15 protein-coding genes are annotated in these 15,528 nt (G+C 70.8%); 4 read left to right on the top strand and 11 right to left on the bottom strand.

Features of this window, described 5'->3' with window-relative positions:
• Positions 1-93 precede the first annotated feature (93 nt).
• Positions 94-228: a hypothetical protein gene (locus Q0833_RS02585; protein ID WP_298429946.1), complete on the top strand. Its 135-nt coding sequence runs from the start codon at positions 94-96 to the stop codon at positions 226-228.
• Positions 229-238: 10 nt separating this feature from the next.
• Here the strand turns inward: Q0833_RS02585 and Q0833_RS02580 are convergent, their stop codons facing one another.
• The 3 genes from Q0833_RS02580 to Q0833_RS02570 form a co-directional block, all read right to left on the bottom strand.
• Positions 239-1,891 (bottom strand): FAD-dependent oxidoreductase, encoded by a 1,653-nt coding sequence (locus Q0833_RS02580; protein WP_298429944.1) that lies wholly within the window; start codon positions 1,889-1,891, stop codon positions 239-241.
• 2 nt (positions 1,892-1,893) lie between these two features.
• Positions 1,894-2,910: a YcjF family protein gene (locus Q0833_RS02575; protein WP_298429942.1), complete on the bottom strand. Its 1,017-nt coding sequence runs from the start codon at positions 2,908-2,910 to the stop codon at positions 1,894-1,896.
• Between the two features lie 77 nt (positions 2,911-2,987).
• Positions 2,988-4,400, bottom strand: a complete 1,413-nt coding sequence (locus Q0833_RS02570; RefSeq protein WP_298429941.1) for a YcjX family protein — start codon at positions 4,398-4,400, stop codon at positions 2,988-2,990.
• A 137-nt stretch (positions 4,401-4,537) separates the two neighbouring features.
• On the opposite strand from Q0833_RS02570, the gene truA reads away from it, so the two are divergent.
• Positions 4,538-5,314: a tRNA pseudouridine(38-40) synthase TruA gene (gene truA / locus Q0833_RS02565; protein ID WP_298429939.1), complete on the top strand. Its 777-nt coding sequence runs from the start codon at positions 4,538-4,540 to the stop codon at positions 5,312-5,314.
• Here the strand turns inward: truA and Q0833_RS02560 are convergent.
• On the bottom strand, positions 5,281-5,763 hold the full coding sequence (locus Q0833_RS02560) for a MarR family winged helix-turn-helix transcriptional regulator (RefSeq protein ID WP_298429937.1): 483 nt from the start codon (positions 5,761-5,763) through the stop codon (positions 5,281-5,283). The genes truA and Q0833_RS02560 overlap by 34 nt on opposite strands.
• Positions 5,763-6,866 carry a twin-arginine translocation pathway signal protein gene (locus tag Q0833_RS02555; RefSeq protein WP_298429935.1) on the bottom strand — a complete coding sequence of 368 codons (1,104 nt, stop codon included), beginning with the start codon at positions 6,864-6,866 and terminating at the stop codon, positions 5,763-5,765. The genes Q0833_RS02560 and Q0833_RS02555 overlap by 1 nt, the downstream gene beginning before the upstream one ends.
• Positions 6,867-7,014: 148 nt before the next feature.
• On the opposite strand from Q0833_RS02555, the gene Q0833_RS02550 reads away from it, so the two are divergent.
• On the top strand, positions 7,015-8,199 hold the full coding sequence (locus Q0833_RS02550; protein WP_298429933.1) for an alpha-hydroxy acid oxidase: 1,185 nt from the start codon (positions 7,015-7,017) through the stop codon (positions 8,197-8,199).
• Here Q0833_RS02550 and Q0833_RS02545 read toward each other — a convergent pair.
• Genes Q0833_RS02545 through dapA form a run of 4 tightly spaced genes read right to left on the bottom strand, consistent with a single transcriptional unit; the run spans position 8,162 to position 11,873 of the window.
• Positions 8,162-9,304 (bottom strand): MFS transporter, encoded by a 1,143-nt coding sequence (locus Q0833_RS02545; RefSeq protein WP_298429931.1) that lies wholly within the window; start codon positions 9,302-9,304, stop codon positions 8,162-8,164. The genes Q0833_RS02550 and Q0833_RS02545 overlap by 38 nt on opposite strands.
• Before the next feature lie 44 nt (positions 9,305-9,348).
• Positions 9,349-9,825, bottom strand: a complete 477-nt coding sequence (gene smpB / locus Q0833_RS02540; protein WP_298429929.1) for an SsrA-binding protein SmpB — start codon at positions 9,823-9,825, stop codon at positions 9,349-9,351.
• 9 nt (positions 9,826-9,834) lie between these two features.
• Positions 9,835-10,992, bottom strand: a complete 1,158-nt coding sequence (locus Q0833_RS02535; RefSeq protein WP_298429927.1) for an MFS transporter — start codon at positions 10,990-10,992, stop codon at positions 9,835-9,837.
• A gap of 8 nt (positions 10,993-11,000) precedes the next feature.
• Positions 11,001-11,873, bottom strand: coding sequence for a 4-hydroxy-tetrahydrodipicolinate synthase (dapA, locus tag Q0833_RS02530; RefSeq protein ID WP_298429925.1), 873 nt, complete (start codon positions 11,871-11,873; stop codon positions 11,001-11,003).
• Positions 11,874-12,012: 139 nt separating this feature from the next.
• Between dapA and Q0833_RS02525 the strand changes: the two genes are divergently transcribed.
• Positions 12,013-13,992: a lytic transglycosylase domain-containing protein gene (locus Q0833_RS02525; protein ID WP_298429923.1), complete on the top strand. Its 1,980-nt coding sequence runs from the start codon at positions 12,013-12,015 to the stop codon at positions 13,990-13,992.
• Positions 13,993-13,996: 4 nt separating this feature from the next.
• Here the strand turns inward: Q0833_RS02525 and Q0833_RS02520 are convergent, their stop codons facing one another.
• Together Q0833_RS02520 and mnmD are read right to left on the bottom strand one after the other, a co-directional pair.
• Complete coding sequence (locus Q0833_RS02520; RefSeq protein WP_298429920.1) at positions 13,997-14,863, bottom strand: DMT family transporter; 867 nt, start codon at positions 14,861-14,863, stop codon at positions 13,997-13,999.
• On the bottom strand, positions 14,860-15,528 hold the full coding sequence (mnmD, locus tag Q0833_RS02515) for a tRNA (5-methylaminomethyl-2-thiouridine)(34)-methyltransferase MnmD (RefSeq protein WP_298429918.1): 669 nt from the start codon (positions 15,526-15,528) through the stop codon (positions 14,860-14,862). The genes Q0833_RS02520 and mnmD overlap by 4 nt, the downstream gene beginning before the upstream one ends.

Raw genomic sequence — 15,528 nt, 5'->3', positions numbered from 1 at the left:
TTATAGGCGGGCGCCGGTCCGGGGGGCAAGCGGGCGCGGCTTAACGCAATCTTCATGCCTCAGGCGCAGCATGGCGGGCGAAGGAGCCCTGCCATGACACTGTCCCTCGCCCTCGCGTTTCTCGGAACGGCCGTGATCGTGCTGACGCCGCTCTGCCTGCCGCAGCCCGACGATCCGATCCGCCGCCTGCGCCGCCGCGCCGCGCGCGCGTCCTACCCATCGCAGTGACGCGCGGCCGTCAGGCGGCGTCGGAGGCGGCCTCGTCCTCGCGCACGCGGTTGACGTGGTCCCACACGCGCGAGATCACGACCGACCCTTCGCCGACGGAGCTGGCGACGCGCTTGACCGACCCGGCCCGCACGTCGCCCACCGCGAAGATCCCCTCGGCCGAGGTGGCATAGGGGCTGTCGCGGCCGACCGCGTCGCCGGTCAGCACGAAGCCCTTGCCGTCGACCTCGACCTGGCCCGCCAGCCAATCAGTGTTGGGCGCGGCCCCGACCATGATGAAACAGGCGGCGCTGTCGATGCGGTCATCGCCATCCTCGACCCCGCTGCCTTTCAAGCGCAGACCGGTCAGCTTGCTGTCGCCCTCGAGCTCGGCGATCTCGCTGTTGTAGCGGATCCGGATGCCCGGATCGGCCTCGAGACGGCCCGAAAGATAGCTCGACATGCTGTCGGCCAGGCTGTCGCCGCGCACCAGAAGATGCACGCAGCACGCATAGCGCGACAGGAACATGGCCGCCTGCCCCGCCGAATTGCCGCCGCCGACGATCACCGCGTTCGTGCCCCGGCAGAACCGCGCCTCGACATCGGTGGCCGCGTAATAGATGCCCGCGCCCTCGAGCTCCTCCAGCCGGTCGAGTGGCAGGCGGCGGTATTGCACACCGGTCGCAATGACCACGGCGCGCGCGCAGGTCTCGGTTCCGTCATCCAGTGTCACGCAGAACCCGCCGCCGGGCTGCGGCGCGAGGCTCGACGCGCGCCGGGGCACCGCGAAGCGCGCGCCGAACTTCATCGCCTGCACCTCGCCCCGCCAGCAGAGGTCCGCGCCCGAAATGCCGGTCGGAAAGCCCATGTAGTTCTCGATCCGGCTGGACGTGCCCGCCTGCCCGCCGATCGTCGCGTCCTCGACCACGAGCGCCGACAGACCCTCGGCGCCCGCGTAGACCGCCGCCGCAATCCCGCCCGGCCCGCCGCCGACGATCAGGACGTCATGGACCTCGTCGGCATCGAGATCGAGGTCGAGACCGAAGAGCTGCGCGATCTTGCGGGGTGTCGGATCGTCGATCACCTGATCGCGGCCGAACACGACCGCTGGTTCCTTGGGCGCTAGCGAACAGGACTTCGCGATCTCGCCCGCCTCGCCATCGTCGAGGTCCAGCGTGCGATAGGGGATGCGGTTGCGCGCCGCGAAGGCCCTGATGGCGCGGATGTGGCGGTCGCGATCCATGCCGATCAGCGTCAGGCTGCCGCCCTCCTTCTCGATCTGGCGGCGGCGGCGTGCGGCGAAGACGGTGATGACGATGTCGCTCATCTCGGGGATCTCGGACATCAGCTGCAGCATCTCGACCCGGTCCACGACCAGTGCCTTGGTGTCCTGCGCCGCACGCGCGCCCAGCGTCGCGCGCCCGCCGTGCAGGAAGGTGATGTCGCCGAAGAACTGCGACGGCCCGAGCGACGCGTTGCCGTAGCGCTCGCCCGTTATGGGATCGATCGCCTCGATCTCGCCGTCGAGCACATAGACGAAGCGATCCACGACCTCGCCGATCTCCTGCACGGCGTCGCCGGCGTGGAAGACAGTCTCGTGCCCGATCTCCCGCATCCGCGCGACGTGGTCGTCATGCAGCGGGGTCCGGATCATCGTCTCGAGGTCTTGTGCGAGGCTTTCCATCGTCAGGTCTCCGATTGGCCGAACAGGCCGGTCAGCGCGCGCTGCACCACGGCGGTGATCCGGGGCGGGCGGGCATGGGTGAAGGGCAGCGGGCGGCAGACTTCCATCGCGGCGACACCGACCCGCGCCGTGAGGGCGCCGTTGACGAGCCCCTCGCCGAAGCGGCGGCTGAGCTTGGCCAGTACGCCGCCCCCCGCGACCGAATGGATCAGGTCGTCGCCCACGGCGACCGCGCCTGTCGCCGCCAGATGCGTCAGCACCGTCCGCGCGAGGCGCCACGACCCCAGCGTGCCGCCTCGCCCGCCATAGATCAGCGCGATGCGGCGGATCATCCGCAGGTTCGAGGTCAGCGCCGCGACCACGTCGGCCAGGGCGAGTGGCACGATCGCTGTCACCAGCGCGACCTGCCGGGCGGCGGCCTCGACCTCGCGGGTGGCCGCGGCGTCGAGCGGCGCGAGAAGCTTTTCCTCGGTCAGGGCCATCACCGCGTCCGCGTCGAAGAGGTCGTCGGCGCGCGCCGCCAGTTCCTCGCGCCCCCAGCGCGTGTCGGGGCGCCCGGCATAGAAGCCCGACAGCCGGGTCGAGAGGGCGCGCGCCGCACCCAGATCGGCGGCGGCGGCCACGGCGTCGTGCCGGAAGCTGTCGATCCGGCCGAGCCGCGAGAGCGCCACGATCTCGCGGAGTGCTATGACGAGGCAGACGAGGACGAAGGCACCGGTCAGCGCCAGCGCGACGAGGCCCAGCAGGGGCCGCGTCTCGATCAGGCCGGTCACGAAGTTCCACGCCGCCACCGAGATCGCGAAGGTCAGGAGCGCGCCGAGCGTCGCCCAGAACCAGCCCGCCAGCGAGCGTCCGCGGCGCGCGGCGAGCACCGCGACCGTCTGCATCGCGCGGCCCGAGGGGGGCGGTGCCACCTCCGGTTCGGGGACCGGGGGCGCGGCGGCGGGATCGGGTGCCGCGGCACCCGGAACATCGTCGTAAAGGATCGCCCCGCGGCGGGGGCTCGGGTCGGCGGGCATCGGCGTCTCGCATCAGGGTCGCCCCCGAACCTATGCCCCCCCGGCCCCGATGCAATCCCACGCCGTCCGGGCGGGCGTCAGAGCCGGTCGCCCAACAGGAATTCCGCTGCGCGGTCCAGCCGGATATGGGGCGGCCCTTCGCCCGGCCGCAGCGTCAGGGGCGCGGGTGCGAAATCCATCAGATCGTACTCGCCGTCGAGCCAGGCCTCCGCCCCGGCGCGCGCGGGCGTCAGCAGATGCGCGGGATCGTCGGGCAACGCACCGGGATAGAGCGCGGCGGACCGGCCGGCGGTCCCGTCGGGCTGAAGAAGACGTCCGCGCACGACCTGAAGCGTCGTGCCGTTATGCTCGCGCACCTCCTCGACGGTGGCGCGCAGCGCGGCCATCGACATCGCGCGGGTCTGCGCCCCGGCGAAATCGGCGCGCGACCGGGCTTCGCGTACCATCGCCTCGAGGATGGCGGTCAGCTTGGCGTGCTGCGCGTGGTGCAGGTGGTCGGCCTTGGTCGCAGCGAAGAGCACGCGGTCGACGCGCCGCGCGCCCAGCAGCTGCATCAGCCAGCCCAGCGCGCCGGGCTTGAACGCCGCAAGCAGGTCCGCCATCGCGGCGCGCATCTCCTCGACCGCGCGGGGGCCGCGACGGATCGCGCCGAGGACGTCGAGCAGCACGATCTGCCGGTCGAGCCGGGCGAAATGATCGCGGAAGAAGGGCTCGACGACCTGCCGCTTGTAGGCCTCGAAGCGGCGCTCCATCTCGCGGCGGAGCGAGCCACGGGGCGCCTCGCCCGGCGGCAGCGGCGCGAAGGTCAGCACGGGCGAACCTTCGAGTTCGCCCGGCAGAAGGAACCGCCCCGGCGTAAGGTCATAGGCCCCGGCGGCGCGCGCCGCCTGCAGCGCGGCGGTGTAGGCGCGGGCGAGCGACTGGGCGACTGGCTCGTCGAGCTTGGCGGTGCCATCGGCCGCCTCCATTGTGGTTGCGTAATCCGTAGCGCCCCATTCCGACAGCCGGGCCAGCGCACGGGCGGACCAGTCGTCGTAGGATTTCTCCATCAGGCCGAGATCGAGGAGCCATTCGCCGGGATAATCCACGATATCGAGATGCACGGTCCGCACGCCGCGCATCCCCGACAGGAGCCCCGCGGGCCGTACCTTGAGCGAGAGGCGCAGTTCGGAGACGGCGCGCGTGCCGTCGGGCCAGCGGGGGTCGCGCGCGGTCAGGTCGGCGAGATGCGCCTCGTAATCGAAGCGCGGCACGGTGTCGTCGGGCTGCGGCTGGAGGAACGCCGTCTCGATCCGCGCACCGGCGGCGAAACCGGGCATCCGGCCCCGGTCGATCAGGTTGGCCACCAGCGAAGTGATGAAGACGGTCTTGCCCGCGCGGCTGAGCCCCGTGACGCCCAGCCGGATCGTCGGATCGAACACGTCCGTGACCGAGGCCGCCATGTCCCCCACGCCGCGCGTCACCGCATCCGCCAGCCGTCCGATCACCATCGCGCGCCCCCCGTTCCCGCACCAGATAGGCGGCGCGGCGCCCAAGGGAAAGCGCGGCGATGGGTGGCGGGGTCCGGCGAGCGGGGCCCGCCGGGTCGGGGCTGGCCCCCTCCGCCGCCGCGCGGTAAGCGCCGCCCATGCCCCGCTATGCCCTCCGCGTCGAATATGATGGCCGCCCGTTTGCCGGGTGGCAGCGCCAGGACGGCCCGGCTTCGGTCCAGCAGACGCTGGAGGAGGCGCTAAGGGCGCTTGAGCCGGACATGGAATCGATCGCGGCTGCGGGCCGGACCGATGCAGGTGTCCACGCGACGGGACAGATCGCCCATACGGACCTGGCGCGCGACTGGGAGCCGTTTCGTCTGTCGGAAGCCGTCAACTGGCACCTGAAGCCCGCGCCGGTCGCGGTGACCGCCTGTGCGCGGGTCGCGGACGACTGGCACGCGCGCTTCGATGCGGTCGAGCGGCGCTATACCTTCCGCATCATCGCCCGCCGCGCACCGCTGACCCTCGACGCGGGCCAAGCCTGGCGGGTGATCGGGCCGCTCGACCCCGAGGCGATGCAGGCCGGGGCGGCGCATTTGCTGGGCCAGCACGACTTCACGACGTTCCGGGCATCGATCTGCCAGGCTAAGTCGCCGGTCAAGACGCTGGACGAGATCACGGTCGAGGCGCGCCCCTATCCGGGCGGGCAGGACATTCGGCTGCATCTGAGGGCGCGGTCGTTCCTGCACAACCAGGTCCGGTCGATCGCGGGCACGCTGGAGCGGGTCGGCGCCGGGGCCTGGACGCCCGCGCGGGTGGCCGAGGCGCTGGCGGCGCGGGACCGCGCGACCTGCGGGCCGGTGGCGCCGCCGGACGGGCTGGTCCTGACGGGCGTGCGCTACCCGTCGGACCCGTTCGGTGGATCGCGCTGAGCGTCGAGGAAGATGCGCAGGCCTGTCAGGTGGCGCAGCAGGTTCTCCTGCGCCTGCGGCTTCAGCGCGGCACCGACCTCGGTCAACTCGGGCATCAGGTCGGCGATGGCCTTGTCGCGAAAGGCGCGGCCCGCATCGGTCAGCCAGACGCGCTTGGAGCGGCCGTCATCGGGGTTCGGACGCAGCTCGACCCAGCCGTGTCGGACGGCGACCGAGACCATGTGCGACACCGTCGTCTTCGGAAGCTGGAACGCCCGCGCCATGGCCAGCGGCGTCTGTCCGTCCCGCACCCGGACGAGGTGATTGACCAGCGTGAAATGCGGCAGCAGGACGCCGTCAGGCAGCCGGGCCTCGAACAGGGCCCGGCTGAGTTGCGCGATGATGCCGATCTCGTTGAAGATCGCGAACACGCGTCGCGGGTCGTCAGTCTCGGTCGGCGGCTCGTCCATCAGGCCCTCATGCGGGTGTCCAGCGGCCAGCGCGGCGTGCGCGGCGTAGGCTCGGCATAGCCCAGCAGACCCAGCATTTGAACCGTGCCGCCGTCGGGGGCGGCGATCGCGTGAATGGCGTCGAAATGCGCGGCCATCTCGGGATATTCCTGCAGCGCCTGGCTCACGGGCCGGAGGGCCAGACCGGCCCCGGTTGCCGCGAGGTTGAGGCGCAGCCAGCGGCGCCCGACCTCGATCTGGTCGGCGCGCGTGTTGGTTGCGGTGGTCTGCACGACCATGCCCGGCGCACCGAGGATCGCCGCGGCCGTGGCCTCGACATTGGCACGGGTGCCGGGGTTGTCGAGATCCATCGCCGCCTCGCGCGTCAGGAGGCCCACGCGGGCGAGCCCTTCCATCATGGGGCCACCGAGGTCGATGCCGTCGGGATTGGCCTCGATCTCGGCCCGCCCGATGCGCAGCAGGTCGATGCTCTCCTTCAGGGCGGCGGGGGTCGAGACCTCGGCCATCCAGGCATCATGGGCGATGGTGCGAATCGCGTCGCGCGTTTCGCCGACGAGATGGAGGTCCGCATGTTCGGCGAGGACCGAGGCTTCGGGGCCGACGGGCCGGGGGTCGAACGCCTCCTTGTGCGAGCGGCGCGCCATGACGTGGGCAAAGAGGGGGTCAGGCGTGCCGCCTTCGGTCAGGGTGAGCCGGGCGACCGGCCCGTCCTCGCCCTCGGGGAAGAGCACGGTGTCGGTCGCGTAGCCCTCCTCGGCGGCGGCCATGCGGCAGAGTTCGAGAAAGCAGCCCATGCCGATGGTCAGCTGGCGGGCATGGGGGTCGGTGACCGGCAGGTCGCGCGCCGGGTCGCGCCAGATCGCGATGCCATCCGTCCCCGTCAGTTCGGCTTCCCACGGTTGGCGATTATGCGGGTTGGGCGCCAGCAGCGCATAGCTCAGCGCCCGCATCCGCGGATCGGCGTAGGTCCCGGCCGCGTCCCAAGGCGCGAGTGCGGCATGCGGCGTTCGGGTGGCGGCGAAGGTGGCGAGGCCGCCGGTCGCGGCGAGGATCGTGCCGCCCCCGATCAGGGCGAGGGTCTTGCGGCGGGACAGGTCGGGCATGTCAGGCTCCTTTAATGCAATGTCGCACTATCTAGTGCAATATTGCATTACTTTCAACCCCGCCGATGCATCGGCACTGGATTGCGGCCAACCCGCGAATTGGTTAGAAGTCCTCACCAATTTCGTGGCCAGCCGGAGGTTCGCGCCCATGTCGCCCGTCATCACCACCATCGACGACCTCCACACCCTTTACCGCCGCCGGGTCCCCAAGATGTTCTATGACTACTGTCAGTCCGGCAGCTGGACAGAGCAGACCTTCCGCGAGAACGAGACTGACTTCGACCTGATCCGGCTGCGTCAGCGCGTGGCCGTGGACATGGAGGGCCGGTCGGTCGCGACGACAATGGTGGGCCGCGACGTGTCGATGCCCGTGGCGCTCGCCCCCGTCGGGCTGACGGGGATGCAGCATGCGGATGGCGAAATCCTCGCGGCGCGCGCGGCCGAGGATTTCGGCGTGCCGTTCTGCCTGTCGACCATGTCGATCTGCTCGATCGAGGACGTCGCCCGCAAGACCGCGAGCCCGTTCTGGTTCCAGCTCTACGTGATGCGCGACGAGGACTTCGTCGACAACCTGATCGGCCGCGCCGAGGCCGCGGGCTGCGACGTGCTGGTGATCACGCTCGACCTCCAGATCCTCGGGCAGCGCCACAAGGACCTCAAGAACGGCCTCTCGGCCCCGCCCAAGCTGACGCCCGCCAGCATCGCGAACATGGCCACAAAGGTCGGCTGGGGCCTCGAGATGATGCAGGCCACGCGGCGGACCTTCGGCAATATCGTTGGGCACGCGAAGGGGGTCGGCGATACCTCGTCGCTGTCCTCCTGGACCGCCGAGCAGTTCGATCCCCGGCTCGACTGGGACAAGATCAAGATGCTGCGCGACAAGTGGAAGGGGAAGGTCGTCCTGAAAGGCATCCTCGACCCCGAAGACGCGCGGCTGGCGCTGGATGTGGGCGCGGACGCGATCATCGTATCGAACCATGGCGGACGGCAGCTCGACGGCGCACTCTCGTCGATCCGGATGCTGCCCGAGATCGTGGACGCGGTGGGCGACAAGATCGAGGTCTGGATGGATGGCGGCGTGCGGTCGGGTCAGGACGTGCTCAAGGCCGTGGCGCTGGGTGCGCGCGGCGTGATGATCGGGCGCGCCTATATCTACGGGCTTGGCGCGATGGGGCAGAAGGGCGTCGGCCATGCGCTGGAGGTTATCCGCAAGGAGCTGGATACCACGATGGCGCTCTGCGGCGAGAAGGACATTCACGATGTCGGCCCGCACAACCTGCTGATCCCGAAGGATTTCAGGGGCGAGTGGGAGCCAACCGGCCGGAATAGCTGAGCGGCCAGGCGGCTGCGGTCACGACGGCCACGAGCGCAAAGGCCCAGCGGAGCCCGAACGCGTCGGAGGCGAGGCCCATCAGCGCGGGCGCGATGAAAAAGCCGGTGAAGCCGATCACCGCGACCCGCGCGATCACGGCGGTGCGCTGGCGCGGGTCGGCAAGACGGCCCGCGAGCGCGAGGCCCATCGGTCCGATCACCGAAATTCCCAGACCCAGAAGGCCAAAACCGAGATAGGCGATGGCCGGTGACGGGGCCGCCGCCGCGACAAGGACGCCGATCACGGCGAGGCCGGTCGCCATGCGGATTACGGTGATCTCGGACATTCGTGCCGAGACCGCCTGTCCCGAGAACCGTCCGACGGCCATCGTCAGGCCCAGCATGGCCGGGCCGAACGCGCCCTCGGCCGCGCCGCCGCCCAGCGTGCGTTCGATATGCAGCGCCGACCAGCTTTCGACCGTGGCCTCGGCCATGAAGGCGATGAGGACGATGACCGCGCAGGCGGCGATGAGGCCGGTGGGCAGGCGGCCCGCGCCGGCATCGCCCTCTGCGACCGGCGCCACTTCCATCCGCTGGAACGGGACCGTCGCGAGGATGAGCGCGGCGATGACGGGGAAGACCACCTCGGGGCCCCACCCCGCCTCGCGCATCGCGCCGGTCAGCAGCGCCGAGGCGGCATAGGCGACCGAGAACATCGCGTGGTTGACGTTCATCAGGCTGCGGCCCGTCCGCGCCTCGATCTCGGAGACGCGGGCGTTCATCACCACGTCGGTCAGGCCGCTGGTCGCGCCCATCACAAGAAGTGCGGCGAAGAAAAGCGGCACGGTCACGGCGCCGACGGGCAGAAGGGCCGCAGCGGCCAGCATCACCGACCCGATCGGCAGGGCCAGCCCGCCCAGCCGCCGGTCCCAGCGGGGGGCTACGTAGAGCGTCGTCGAAAGCCCGATCGCAGTGCCCAGCAGCAGGAGCCCGAAGGTCGCGTCATCCGCCCCGATGCGCGCCTTCAGCACCGGCGCCATCGCCGCGACGCAGCCCCACGTCAGGCCGACCGCCATGAAGGCCGCGACCGGCGCGCGGCTGAGGCGCAGGGCGGAGAGGATCGACATTTAGCGGGCCGAATGGGCGGCGGTCGCGGAGACCGGGGCCGCGCTCACCCGTGGTCCTTCATGAGCCGGGCCTTCTGCCGCTGCCAGTCGCGCTTGGCGGTCGCGGCGCGCTTGTCCTCGGTCTTCTTGCCTTTGCCGACGCCGATCTTCAGCTTCACCATGCCGCGATGGTTGAAATACATCACCAGCGGGACGAGCGTGTATCCCTCGCGCGCGGTCGCGTTCCAGAGCTTCGACATCTCGCGCTTGGAGACCAGGAGCTTGCGGCGGCGGCGCTCCTCGTGGCCGAAGGTCTTGGCTTGCGCGTAGGGCGCGATATAGGCGTTCACGAGCCAGAGCTCGCTGCCCTCGACGGCGGCATAGCTCTCGGCCACGTTGGCACCGCCCTCGCGCAGGGATTTGACCTCCGAGCCCTCGAGCACGATGCCGCATTCGATATCGTCCTCGATCGCGTAATCGTACCGGGCCCGCCGGTTCTCGGCGATCACCTTGTAGTTCTTGTCGTCGTCGTTCTTGGCCATGGACCGGACCTATGTGCGGCCCGCGCCCCTGTCCAGCCGGTGCGACGCGACAAGGTGGACGATCGCCAGGAGCGCCGTGAGCCCGCCCGCGACGCCCAGCGCGCGGACGCCGTAGCCGGCGATGACCCAGCCGCCGATCGCGGCCCCGACCGCCGCCCCGAGATAGATCGATGCCGCATGGAGCGAGAGCGCGACCGGCGCGCGGGCGCCCGCCTTGGCCACGAGGCGAAGTTGCTGGGCCGCGTTGAAGCCGTAGCCGCAGGCGTTCCAGGTGAAGATCAGCAGGTAGAGAAGCAGGATCGGGACGGGCAGCGCCGATAGAAGCGGCATCAACACGACCTGCGCGCATGCGAGAATCAAAAGCGTGCGGACCGGGCCCAGCCGGTCGGCCAGCGCCCCGCCGGCCAGGTTGCCCGCCACGGCCCCCAGCCCCGCGATCACCAGCGCGATGGTCACCCCATTCCGGCCCATGCCCATCGTCTCCTCCAGCAGCGGGGCGACGTAGGTGAAGGGGATGTAGATCGCGCCGAGGAAGGTCGCGGTGAAGAGGATCGCCAGCATCAGCTTGGGGTCGGCCAGGACCGCGCCGAGATCGGCAAGCCGCACGGGCTGGAACCTGAGGCCGGCGGGGACGCGGACCCAGATCGCCGCTGCGGCGAGGATCGAGAGCGCCGCCACGATCCAAAACGCCACGCGCCAGCCGAAGCTGTAGGCGATCCAGCTTCCGAAGGGGACGCCCGCGACCTGTGCCAGCGTCAAGCCGAGGAACACCATGGCGAGGACGCGGCCCCGCGCCTCGGGCGGGGCGAGTGCGGCGGCGGTGGCAGCGGCGACCGGCGTGGTCATCCCGGCTCCCGCGGCGGCGAGGACGCGCGCCGCCAGAAGCCAGCCCATCGACGGCGCCAGCGCGGACGCCGCGGCCCCCAGCGCAAAGACTGCAAGACCCGCGGCCATCACGCGCCGTCGCCCGAACGCGCCCGTCAGCGCCACGAGAAGCGGCGAGAGCACGACATAGGCCAGCGCGTAGACCGTCAGGATCCAACCCGCCAGTTCGGGGGTCAGCGACAGGCCCTGCCCGATGGGCGTGAGCGCCCCGATCACGAGGAACGCCCCCATCCCGATCACGAAATTGGCCATCGACAGGATGGGGACGAGGCCCCGTGGCATGGCCGCGGTCAGTTCAGCAATCCGGCGTGGCGGAGACCGTCCGCGATCCGGCCGCGCGCGCCTTCGGTCGAGGGGACGTGCGGCAGGCGGACCTCCGGGTCGCAGCGCCCGAGAAGCGACAGCGCGGTCTTGGCACCCACCAGACCCGGCTCGGCGAAGATCGCGAGGTGCAGCGGCATCAGGCGGTCCTGAATGTCGAGCGCGGTGGCGTAGTCGCCCGCCTCGGTCGCCTCGTGCATGTCCGACAGAAGCCGCGGCGCGACGTTGCAGGTGACCGAGATGGCGCCGACGCCGCCTTGGGCGTTGAACCCGTGCGCGGTCGCGTCCTCGCCCGAAAGCTGGACGAAATCGCGCCCGCAGCTGATCCGCTGCTGGCTGACGCGCGCAAGGTCGCCGGTCGCATCCTTCACACCGATGATGTTCGGGTTCTTGGCCAGCTTTCCCATCGTCTCGGGCGTCATGTCCACGACCGAGCGACCGGGAATGTTGTAGATCAGGATCGGCAGCCCGACCTCGGCCACCGCCTCGAAATGGGCGATGAGACCGGCTTGCGTCGGCTTGTTGTAATAGGGCGTGACCACGAGCGCCGCATCGGCACCCGCCTCCTTGGCGTGCTCGACGAGCCGGCGGCTCTCGGCGGTGTTGTTGGATCCGGCCCCCGCGATGACGGGCACGCGGCCCGCGGCGCGCTTGACGACGGCGACGACGACGGCATCATGTTCGTCATGGCTGAGCGTCGGGCTCTCGCCCGTGGTGCCGACCGGGACGAGCGCCTTGGTGCCCTCCTCGATCTGCCAGTCGACCAGCGCGTCGAGCGCCTCGAAATCCACCGATCCGCCTTTCAGGGGCGTCACCAGGGCAACCATCGAACCCTTCAACATTGACGCATCCTCCTGTGGGGCCAAATCGAGCGGAAACTAGCCAAGCCCCTGCCGCGCGGCAAGGCGATGCTTATATCGGATCGGACCGTCCTGCCAGGAGCGCGGGGAACGGGTCCGCCGCCACCGAGGTTACGACACCATGTTGAGACGCGTTCTGGGCCTCTGCGCCGCCCTTCTGATGGCCGTTCCCGCCACGGCCGACCCCAATCTCGCCGTCGGTTTGGCCCATGCGCGCGCGGGTGACCGGGACGCGGCGCTGGCGGCCATCGACCGGATCGACGACCCGGCGCTCGCGGACGTGGTGCTCTGGTATCTCATCCGCGACCGGAACGGCACCTTCGCCGAGGCCGAGGCGTTCGTTGCGCGCAACCCCGACTGGCCGGGGCTGGACCTGTTGCAGGCGCGGGTCGAGGCGGCGATCCCGGCCACGACCGCACCCGACCGCATCCTCGAATTCTTCGACGCGCGCCCGCCGCGCAGCTCGAAGGGCGCGCTGATGCAGGCGATCGCGCTCCGGGCCAAGGGGCGGGCCGAGGAGGCCGATATCGCAGCCATCGAATACTGGCTGAGCGAGCCGATGACCCCGGCCAGCCATGCCGGCTTTCTCGAGCTCTTCTCGGACGCGCTCGAACCCTATCACGCCGCGCGGCTTGATGCGCTGGCCTGGTCTGGCGACGTCTCCAGCGCGGACCGCATGCTGCCGCTCGTGGACGGGCCCGAGAACGCGCTCGCCCGCGCCCGGATCGCGCTTCGCGACGACCGCGACGGGGTGGACGCCCTGATCGAGGCCGTCCCCGAGAATCTTCGCGACCACCAGGGCCTCGCCTACGAGCGGTTCCGCTGGCGCCTCGATCGGGGGCGCCGGGACGAGGCGCTGGAGCTTCTGTTCGCCTATGACGAGAGCGCCGATACGCTGGGCGCGCCGGAGGCCTGGAGCGGGCATCGCCAGCGACTGGCGCGTGGCCTAATGCAGGACGGACGCACCGAGGATGGCTACCGCGTGGCCGCGAACCACCACCTGCCCGATGGCCACCCGGACGTGGCCCAGCTCGAGTGGCTCGCGGGCTACATGGCTTTGCGCTTCGCGGACGATCCGGCGCAGGCCGCCGCACATTTCCGCACCTTCGACGCGCATGTCGCGTCGCCGATCTCGAAGGGGCGCGCGGGATATTGGCTGGGCCGCGCGCTGGAAGGCGCGGGCGATGCCGAGGGCGCGGCGGCGGCCTATGCGGCAGGGGCCGAGTACCAGACCAGCTTCTACGGACAGCTCGCCGCCCAGCGCGCGGGCCTTCCCGTTGATCCGGACCTCGCCGGAACCGAGACCTTCCCGCCGCTCGCCGCGACCTCGCTGCCCCAAAGCACTGTGCTGCGTGCGGCGCTGGCGCTGGACGATCTGGGCGAGCGGGACTTGGCCGAGCGGTTCATGGCGCATATGGCCGAGACCCTGCCCCGCGCCGAGATCGGCACGCTGATCGACCTCGTCCTCGAACGGGACGAGCCGCATATCGCGCTGATCATCGCCAAGCGCGCCGCGCAGGCCGGCCACGAGCTACATGCCGGCTACTTCCCCGTCACCGACCTCGCCGGGCTGCCCTCCCCCGTGGCCCCCGAGCTGGCACTGGCGATCGCGCGACGCGAATCCGAGTTCGACCCCATCGTCACGAGCCCGGCGGGCGCGCGCGGCCTGATGCAGCTGATGCCCGGCACGGCGCGGGAGATGGCGAACCTGATCGGCGTCGAGGATTACCGGCAGAGCGACCTGACCCGCGACCCGCTGCTGAACGCGCGGCTTGGTACGGCCTATCTGGGCGAGCTGGAGGCTGAGTTCGGCCTGTCGCCCGTGCTCGTGCCCGCGGCCTACAACGCGGGTCCCAGCCGTGCGCGGCGCTGGTCGTCGGAATTCGGCGACCCGTCCGACCCGTCGGTCGATGTGATCGACTGGATCGAGGACGTGCCCTTCTCGGAGACACGGAACTACATCATGCGCGTGTCCGAGAGCCTGTTGCCTTACCACGCGCGTCTCGGTGGCGCCCCCGAGGAGGTGCGGCTTCTCGACTGGCTGAAGGACGGCTACGGCGAGTTGGTGCCCGAAGGCCTGAAGGCCACGCGGGGCGAATAGGCGCTCAGCGCGCTGACGTCGCCCGCCGCGCCCGCCAAAGCGTGAACAGCCCGGCCCCGATCACGATGACCGCGCCGACGGCCACGTTCGGGCGCAGCACCTCGTCGAAGATCATCACGCCGATGGCCGAGGCGAAGACGAGCTGGAGATAGGCGAAGGGCTGCACGGCGCTCGCCTCCGCCGCCTCGTAGGTGAGGATGAAGAGCCATTGCGCCCCCGCCGCGATGACGCAGAGACCGGCCATCCAGCCCCAGTCGGCGGGGGTCATCGGCTCCCACGCCCAGAGGCCGAACGGCGCGAGCAGGACGGCCCCCACCACGCCGGTCCACACGAACGAGGTGAGCGCGCTGTCGGTGCGCGAAGCCAGGCGCGTCAGCACGACATAGAGCGCGAACATGAACGCCGCGCCCAGCGGCACCAGCGCGAGCGGGCTGAACACCCCGCCATCGGGCATCAGGATGACGAGTACGCCCGCGAACCCCACGCCGATGGCCCCCCAGCGCGCCGGACCGACGCGCTCGCCCAGGAGCGGGACCGACAGGGCGGCGACCAGAAGGGGGCCGAGCGCGAAGATGGCGTGACTCTCGGTTAGGCCCAGCGCCACGAACGCCCAGACGAGGACGACGATCTCGAAGGCGAGGATCGCGGCGCGGGCGAATTGCAGCCCCGGCCGCGGCGTGGCCCAGGCCCGGCGCAGCACGCCCCGCCGCCACGCGATCGTCACCGCCAGCGCCGCGAAGAACCAGTAGCGCAGCATCACCACCATCGTGACGTCGTAGCGGCCGGCAAGATGGCGCGAGAACCCGTCCTGCACGGCCAGCACGAACATCGTGATGCACATCAGCGCGATGCCGCGCCCGGTGGCGCTCATGCCAGTCGACCGCGCGTCATGTGCCGCTTGCGACCATAGCCCGCCACGCGCTCGACGGCGAAGCCCGCATCTGCCAGCGCGCGCCGCACATGCCCCGCCGCGGTGTAGGTCGCGAAGGTACCGGCGGGCGCGGTGCGGTTAGCCACCGCGCGCATCAGGTCAGGACCCCACATCTCGGGATTCCGTGCGGGTGCAAACCCGTCAAGGAACCACGCATCGGCGGTGCCCTTCCAGGCGGGCACCGTCTCCCGCGCGTCACCGAACACGATCTCGAGGTCCAGATGCGGCAGCGCGATGCGCGGCGCGGGCCACGCGGCCAGCAACGCCTCCGCCGCAGGGCTAGGATCGGGGCCGAGCGCGCGCGCCATGTCGTCCCGCGCCATCGGAAAGGCTTCGAAGCTGGTCATCCGAATGCGCCCAGGCCCATGCCACGCGGCGTCCAGCACCACCGCGTTCAGCCCGGTGCCGAAGCCCAGTTCGGCCACGTGGAACCCGGCCCGCAGCCGCGCCGGCAGGTCGTTGCCGCCCAAGAACACGTGGCGCGTCTCGGCCGGGCCGTCGGCGCGTGCGAAATACGGGTCGCCGAACGCGACCGCCACCGGCGTGTCGCCCTGCCATTCCAGCGCCGGGGTGTTCCCGTCCGACCTGCCCTGCCCTATGCCCAT

Origin of the sequence: uncultured Jannaschia sp. (assembly GCF_947503795.1) — a bacterium.
Taxonomy (GTDB): domain Bacteria; phylum Pseudomonadota; class Alphaproteobacteria; order Rhodobacterales; family Rhodobacteraceae; genus Jannaschia.
This window is presented reverse-complemented; position numbering and strand designations above follow the sequence as displayed.

Coding starts and splice junctions, on each gene's coding strand:
- smpB (WP_298429929.1), bottom strand. CDS start 9,825: ATGGCCAAGAACGACGACGACAAGAACTACAAGGTGATCGCCGAGAAC.
- Q0833_RS02555 (WP_298429935.1), bottom strand. CDS start 6,866: ATGCCCGACCTGTCCCGCCGCAAGACCCTCGCCCTGATCGGGGGCGGC.
- Q0833_RS02580 (WP_298429944.1), bottom strand. CDS start 1,891: ATGGAAAGCCTCGCACAAGACCTCGAGACGATGATCCGGACCCCGCTG.
- Q0833_RS02550 (WP_298429933.1), top strand. CDS start 7,015: ATGTCGCCCGTCATCACCACCATCGACGACCTCCACACCCTTTACCGC.
- Q0833_RS02570 (WP_298429941.1), bottom strand. CDS start 4,400: ATGGTGATCGGACGGCTGGCGGATGCGGTGACGCGCGGCGTGGGGGAC.
- Q0833_RS02520 (WP_298429920.1), bottom strand. CDS start 14,863: ATGAGCGCCACCGGGCGCGGCATCGCGCTGATGTGCATCACGATGTTC.
- Q0833_RS02575 (WP_298429942.1), bottom strand. CDS start 2,910: ATGCCCGCCGACCCGAGCCCCCGCCGCGGGGCGATCCTTTACGACGAT.
- Q0833_RS02525 (WP_298429923.1), top strand. CDS start 12,013: ATGTTGAGACGCGTTCTGGGCCTCTGCGCCGCCCTTCTGATGGCCGTT.
- dapA (WP_298429925.1), bottom strand. CDS start 11,873: ATGTTGAAGGGTTCGATGGTTGCCCTGGTGACGCCCCTGAAAGGCGGA.
- truA (WP_298429939.1), top strand. CDS start 4,538: ATGCCCCGCTATGCCCTCCGCGTCGAATATGATGGCCGCCCGTTTGCC.
- Q0833_RS02535 (WP_298429927.1), bottom strand. CDS start 10,992: ATGCCACGGGGCCTCGTCCCCATCCTGTCGATGGCCAATTTCGTGATC.
- Q0833_RS02560 (WP_298429937.1), bottom strand. CDS start 5,763: ATGGACGAGCCGCCGACCGAGACTGACGACCCGCGACGCGTGTTCGCG.
- Q0833_RS02545 (WP_298429931.1), bottom strand. CDS start 9,304: ATGTCGATCCTCTCCGCCCTGCGCCTCAGCCGCGCGCCGGTCGCGGCC.
- mnmD (WP_298429918.1), bottom strand. CDS start 15,528: ATGGGCATAGGGCAGGGCAGGTCGGACGGGAACACCCCGGCGCTGGAA.
- Q0833_RS02585 (WP_298429946.1), top strand. CDS start 94: ATGACACTGTCCCTCGCCCTCGCGTTTCTCGGAACGGCCGTGATCGTG.